6 protein-coding genes and 1 pseudogene are annotated in these 5,679 nt (G+C 61.8%); 5 read left to right on the top strand and 2 right to left on the bottom strand.

Features of this window, described 5'->3' with window-relative positions:
- Positions 1–34: 34 nt before the first annotated feature.
- Entirely contained in the window at positions 35–406 is a 372-nt protein-coding gene (locus FY112_RS01825) for a helix-turn-helix domain-containing protein (protein ID WP_017957322.1), read from the top strand.
- Positions 407–419: 13 nt separating this feature from the next.
- On the opposite strand, the gene FY112_RS01820 is transcribed toward FY112_RS01825, so the two are convergent.
- Positions 420–1,394 carry a zinc-dependent alcohol dehydrogenase family protein gene (locus tag FY112_RS01820; protein ID WP_151517505.1) on the bottom strand — a complete coding sequence of 325 codons (975 nt, stop codon included), beginning with the start codon at positions 1,392–1,394 and terminating at the stop codon, positions 420–422.
- A gap of 50 nt (positions 1,395–1,444) precedes the next feature.
- Between FY112_RS01820 and FY112_RS01815 the strand changes: the two genes are divergently transcribed.
- The 3 genes from FY112_RS01815 to FY112_RS01805 are packed head-to-tail and all read left to right on the top strand — an operon-like array spanning position 1,445 to position 4,603.
- Positions 1,445–1,861: a thioesterase family protein gene (locus tag FY112_RS01815; RefSeq protein ID WP_011649139.1), complete on the top strand. Its 417-nt coding sequence runs from the start codon at positions 1,445–1,447 to the stop codon at positions 1,859–1,861.
- 29 nt (positions 1,862–1,890) lie between these two features.
- Positions 1,891–3,420 (top strand): AMP-binding protein, encoded by a 1,530-nt coding sequence (locus FY112_RS01810; protein WP_131708240.1) that lies wholly within the window; start codon positions 1,891–1,893, stop codon positions 3,418–3,420.
- Complete coding sequence (locus tag FY112_RS01805) at positions 3,398–4,603, top strand: thiolase family protein (protein WP_151517504.1); 1,206 nt, start codon at positions 3,398–3,400, stop codon at positions 4,601–4,603. The genes FY112_RS01810 and FY112_RS01805 overlap by 23 nt, the downstream gene beginning before the upstream one ends.
- A gap of 21 nt (positions 4,604–4,624) precedes the next feature.
- Here the strand turns inward: FY112_RS01805 and FY112_RS38545 are convergent.
- A pseudogene (locus tag FY112_RS38545) lies at positions 4,625–4,875 on the bottom strand (carboxymuconolactone decarboxylase family protein); the annotation flags it as partial.
- Positions 4,876–5,180: 305 nt separating this feature from the next.
- Between FY112_RS38545 and FY112_RS01795 the strand changes: the two are divergent.
- Positions 5,181–5,679 (top strand): SDR family oxidoreductase (locus FY112_RS01795; protein WP_151517503.1); only part of this gene is annotated, 499 nt, incomplete at its 3' end.

The following is a 5,679-nucleotide window of genomic DNA, read 5'->3' as shown; positions in this document are numbered from 1 at the left end:
GGCAAGGTCAGCCGACGATGACCGAGGACGGAGCATGCCCAAGGAAACGGACGAGCCGAAACAACAGCCCGGGGCGGGATGCCCGATCAGAGGCGTGCTCGATCGTATCGGCGATCAATGGAGCCTGCTCACCCTCGAGGCACTGGAAGGCGGAAAGAAACGCTTCAACGAGCTGATGCGCGAGATCGGGGACATCTCGAAACAGATGCTCTCCAAGACGTTGAGGCATCTGGAGCAGGACGGCTTCGTGCGGCGCACCGTCTATCCGCAGGTTCCGCCTCGCGTGGAATATGAGCTGACGGAACTGGGGCAATCTTTCCTCATTCCCATGAAAACCCTGATCGGATGGGCCGAGCAGAACCACCCGGCAATTACCAGTGCGCGGCAACGACACGAAAACGCCTAGCGGCGAAGCCCTGTCAGGCCAAGAGCACCTTGCCGCCCGTTCGCAAGGGAAGCGCGGACTGCAGGGCTTGCCGGACCTTTTCCAAGGGGAATACCTCCCGTATCTCGGTCTCGATGACCTTCGAAACGATCTGCGCCGCGACCTTGGAATAGGCGTGCTGCACGTCGTCCATAGCTTCGGAATGAACCCATTCCCTGAGGTGAAAATAGGAAAAGGAAATATCGGGATGGGACGCCCAGAATGAATTCGGAATGCTTTGGCCCGAAAGCAGGCCGTAATGCACGAAGCGTCCGCCCGGCCGCAGCGCATCGGCGAGGACTGCGGCGCGCGCACCTCCGACGCAATCGAGCACCGCGTCGAGCCCATGCCGGCCGGCGAGCTCGGCAACCAGATAACTTTCGCTTTCTTCCCTATCGATGATGACAGCCTCGAGCCGACCGCGCAGGCGCTCAAGCGATCCTTCGCTGCGGACGATGGCGACCGGCTCCACGCCTGCGGCATTGGCGAGACTGATCAATATCGCTCCGATCGAAGAGGCGGCGGCGTTGATGGCGATGCGCATGCCCGGCCTCAGCCCGATCTTGGCATGCAGCATCAACCAGGCCGTCATCGGATTGACGTAGCTCGTTGCAGCTTCGAAGTCGGTGAGATCGTCTGGAACACGAAGGCACCAATCGGGATCGGTATCCTTGAATTCCTGCCAGCCACCGGCACTGCGCACTGGCAGCACGCGTGTTCCCGGGGAAAGCCCACGAACCTCCTCGCCGCACCGTTCGACTACGCCGAACGCTTCGAAGCCGGGAATGAAGGGCAATGTCGTGCGTCCGCTATAGGCTCCTGATATGGTGATGATATCGGACGGGTTGATCGCCCGCGCCAGCAGGCGCACCCTCACCTGGTCACGCCGCAGCGGCGGCAGCGCAGCCCGCTCGAGCTCGACGACATCCTGAGCCGGGCCGAATTTTCGCACGACCGCCTGATATTGCATTGCATCCCCCACACACTGCGGTTAGATCACCCCGTCGAATTGGTGATCGAATGAGCGTTGACGACAGGCCTTTAGCATCGTTCCGGGTCTCGATGCGAGACATCGACATCTATGGTCATGTCCACAATTCCCGTTATCTCGATTATTGCGAGGATGCGGTCGTCGAGTTCCTGCGGCAACGGCAAATTCTCAGCCATTTCCGTCACACCTCCTCCGGCGTTGCCTATCACGTGAAGAAGGCTGAGATTACCTTTCACAGCCCGATCGACCTCGACGATGTTGTCGAGGCAAAGGTGGACGTGGAAAAAATCGGGCGCACGAGCCTGTCCTTTGCCATAGAACTCTTTCGCCAGCGCGATGGCGCCCATTGCGCATCGGCACATTTCGTCTGGGTCTGCGTCGGCCTCTCCGACAGCCGCCCGACGCCGATTCCCGAAGCGACCAGAGCCGCTCTGTCTCCCGGCTGACGGCCGATCATTCAAACCAGCGGGTGTCCATGCCGATCCATGCGCAGCTTCTTCGACATGCAACGGAGACACCGGACAAGCCGGCGCTGGTAATCGACGGGCACTCGCTCAGCTATGGCGAGCTCTATTTGCGCGCCAAGGCAATTTATCGGTTTCTCCAAGATCTGCCCCGCTCGAACTGCCGCATGCTCGACCTGCCCGGCGTGGAGAAACTTGCCGCTCTCAGCCTTGGCAACCATATCGGCTTTGCCGAGTATTTTGCGGCGGCGACCGCCTCCCCGAATGCCTGTGCGGTCATCGACCCGATGATGCCGGCGGAAAGAATCGAACGCATCATCGAGCGCCTGGCGCCTGACGTTCTGATCGTCGACGACGATGCCGGGCCGAGTGCTGAAATTGCCCGGAGATTCGGCATTCCCGTCGTCACCGCCGGAGCAGAGGCTTTCGACCTCGCCGCGGCGGGAGAGGAAGCCGAGCTGCCGGCCGATACTGACAAGATCTTTCTGATCGGCTTCACCTCGGGAACCACCGCCGAGCCGAAAGCCTATTATCGCTCACGCGAGCAGTGGCGCCGGAGCCTCGATCGCGGGCGCGTCGTTTTCGAACTCGAAGACGCGCCGTCGACAATGTGCCCAGGAGCCTTGGCTCATGGCCTGGCGCTTTATGCATTGGTCGAAGCTGTTGATGTCGGGGCAACCTTCCATTCAGTCCGGAAATGGGATCCCGTCGTGGTCGCACGCACGCTCTCCTCCCGGCAAGTCGAACGGCTGGTTGCCGTGCCCACCCATATAGCCGGCATTGCAAGGGCCTGGGCAGGCGAACCCGCTCTGACCTCTCTGCGCGATGTCCTCACCGCCGGCGCAAAGCTTGACAGGAACGGGGTTGAGTCCATGCGTCGCCTGTTTCCGAATGCCCGTATCCGGGAATATTACGGCGCATCCGAGATCGGTTTCATGACGGTCTCGACCCTTGTCGGCGGCGAGATCGATTTTCCGATCGACCGGGTGGGGCAAGCCTATCTCGGCGTGGAAATTTCCATTCGCGATCCCGATGAAAACGACGTTGGGACCGATGTGCCGGGAACCATATTCGTCAGGAGCGACCTGATCGCTGATGGATATCTCTGGGGCGACGATGGTCAGGCCTTCCGGGTCACAGAAGCAGGAGCGACGGTTGGAGATCTCGGCGAACTCGATGCCAATGGTATGCTGCGGGTGATCGGCAGGGCGGGCGGCATGATGATATCAGGCGGCAACAACGTTTATCCTGCGGAAGTCGAGAGCGCGCTCAAAGCCTGCCCCGGCATAGAAGACGCTGTTGTCTTCGGGCTGCCGGACGCCTATTTCGGTCAGCGGATCGTCGCCGTCGTCTCGGGAGAGACGATGGACCCGAAAATCCTGGCTGATCATTGCGCGCAGATGCTCGGGAAGTACAAGATCCCTAAGCAATTCTACCATATAAGGTCCTGGCCGATGACGAGCAGCGGCAAGATCTCGAGGGGGCAAGTGGAGCGGGCCGTGGTTTCTGGAGACGATCTTGTCCTACGCCTTTCAGCCTGACGAGGATTGGCAGCCAGTCGTGGTTGCCGCCTACCGGTCGCCGATCGGTCGGGCGTTCGGATCGCTGTCGACGGTTACGGCAGAAGATCTGCTTGCGCCGATCATCCATCGGATCCTTTCCGAAACGGGAATTGCGCCCGACACCATAGACGACGTTCTGGTGGGCAACGCCGCAGGTGGCGGTGGAAACATCGCGCGGCTGGCAGCACTCGCCGCAGGCCTGCCGATGACGGTTCCGGGTGTGACCATCGATCGGCAATGCGGCTCGGGCCTGGAAGCGATCATCATGGCGGCGCGCCTGATCCAGGCGAAGGCAGGCGCCTGCTTCCTAGCCGGCGGCGTCGAGAGCGTCAGCACCGCGCCATGGCGTGTCGAAAGACCAAAGGCGAATGGGACGCTGCCGCGCTTTTACGGGCGCGCCCGGTTTTCGCCTGACACGGTCGGCGACCCGGAAATGGGGATTGCCGCCGAAAACGTCGCCCGTCAATTCGGCATATCGCGGCAGAGACAGGATGAATTCGCCCTGCGCAGCCATAGGCTCGCCGTAGCGGCGGCCGAGGCAGGCATCTTTCGGCCAGAGATCGTTGACATTTCCACCGGCCACGGGCTGGTTCAACGGGACGAATGCCCGCGCCAGTCCACATCCCTCGAGGCACTCGCAAACCTCAGACCGGTCTTCCTCGCAGACGGTTCGGTGACAGCCGGCAATGCCTGCCCGCTGAACGACGGCGCCTGCCTGGTGCTGGTCATGAGCCGCGGAATGGCGAGAAGCATGGGTATCGAAAAGGGCCTTGCCTTCATCGACAGCGCCGCTGCTGGTGTGGATCCCAATCTGCTCGGCATCGGCCCGGTCGTCTCGACCAGGAGGCTGTTGCAGCGTCAGCCCGGGCTCTTGCTCTCCGACATCGATGTCATCGAGTTCAACGAGGCCTTCGCGGCCCAGGTTCTGGCATCGCTGGATCAGCTCGAGATCCTACCCGACGCGATCAACAGGAACGGTGGAGCGATTGCCTTGGGCCATCCGTTCGGGGCGTCCGGCGCAATCCTCGTTACCAGGCTGTACAGCCAGCTGATCCGCAACACCGAGGAAGGCTGGGCGCCCGGCGCGACCGGCCTGGCCATGATCGGTATCGGCGGAGGCATTGGGCTGACTGCCATGTTCGAGGCTATTGAGCTTTCCTGACCTGCCGAAGGCGCCGAACCATCAGGCGGCGGCGCGTTTGTGATCCGCGGCCCTTGAAGACGGAAGCCGATCGAGAGCGCCACGAGCTTGTCATCCGAAAAGTTGGCATTCGCCTCTTCATAGACATCATCCGGCGCATGGCTTTTTCGCTATGTGAGTGAGCGCCTCAGCCTAGGCTAGCGCGGCCCGCTCCCGCATGCCGAAAAGCTGCGACTCCCGCCACACGTCAGAAGCAGCAGGCGATCATCCGTTTCGCCGAGCCTCAGCGCGTCCTAACGGTGGCCGAAATCACCCTCGGGCCGATGCCTGTCGACGTCGTGTTCCCCATTTCGGCCGACTGCCTCGACCGCAGAGCCAGCTCGCCTACTACGTTCGCATAGGGTGACAGCGACTGAGGAAGAATAGTTTGGGGCCGCGATCCGGCGCATCCTCCTGCCCATCGGTTACACCGGCCGCACCGGCAACGGTCCCGATGAAGTCGCTTCGCTCATCGAGGGCGCGGGGGCATGCCGAGCAGTTGCCTGCTCGCTTTCAGGTCAACAGAGGAAACTCCTCGTAAAGGACAAGGAGACTATCCATGAAAATCGTCGTTATCGGCGGCACCGGCCTCATCGGTTCGAAGACCGTGGAAAGATTGCGCAACAAGGGGCACGACGTCTTGGCGGCTTCGCCGAATTCGGGCGTCGACACGATCACCGGCAAGGGCGTGGCCGAAGCGCTCGCTGGCGCGCAGGTGGTTCTCGATCTCGCAAACTCGCCCTCGTTCGAGGACAAGGCCGTCCTGGAATTCTTCCAGACGTCGGGCCGCAATCTGCTCAAGGCAGGGGCTGCCGCCGGCGTCAAGCATCATATCGCGCTGTCGATCGTCGGCATGGAGCGCCTGCAGGGCAGCGGCTACATGCGTGCCAAGATGGCCCAGGAAGAGCTGATCAAGACGTCCGGCATACCCTACACCATCGTGCACTCAACGCAGTTCCATGAATTCATGGCTGGCATCGCCCAGTCAGGCACCGTCGGTCAGACCGTGCATCTGTCGCTGGCCTACGTACAGCCGATCGCCTCGGATGACGTCGCCG

The organism is Rhizobium sp. PEPV16 (assembly GCF_008919455.1).
Taxonomy (GTDB): Bacteria; Pseudomonadota; Alphaproteobacteria; order Rhizobiales; family Rhizobiaceae; genus Rhizobium; species Rhizobium leguminosarum_Q.
This window is presented reverse-complemented; position numbering and strand designations above follow the sequence as displayed.

Coding starts and splice junctions, on each gene's coding strand:
- FY112_RS01825 (WP_017957322.1), top strand. CDS start 35: ATGCCCAAGGAAACGGACGAGCCGAAACAACAGCCCGGGGCGGGATGC.
- FY112_RS01820 (WP_151517505.1), bottom strand. CDS start 1,394: ATGCAATATCAGGCGGTCGTGCGAAAATTCGGCCCGGCTCAGGATGTC.
- FY112_RS01815 (WP_011649139.1), top strand. CDS start 1,445: ATGAGCGTTGACGACAGGCCTTTAGCATCGTTCCGGGTCTCGATGCGA.
- FY112_RS01810 (WP_131708240.1), top strand. CDS start 1,891: ATGCCGATCCATGCGCAGCTTCTTCGACATGCAACGGAGACACCGGAC.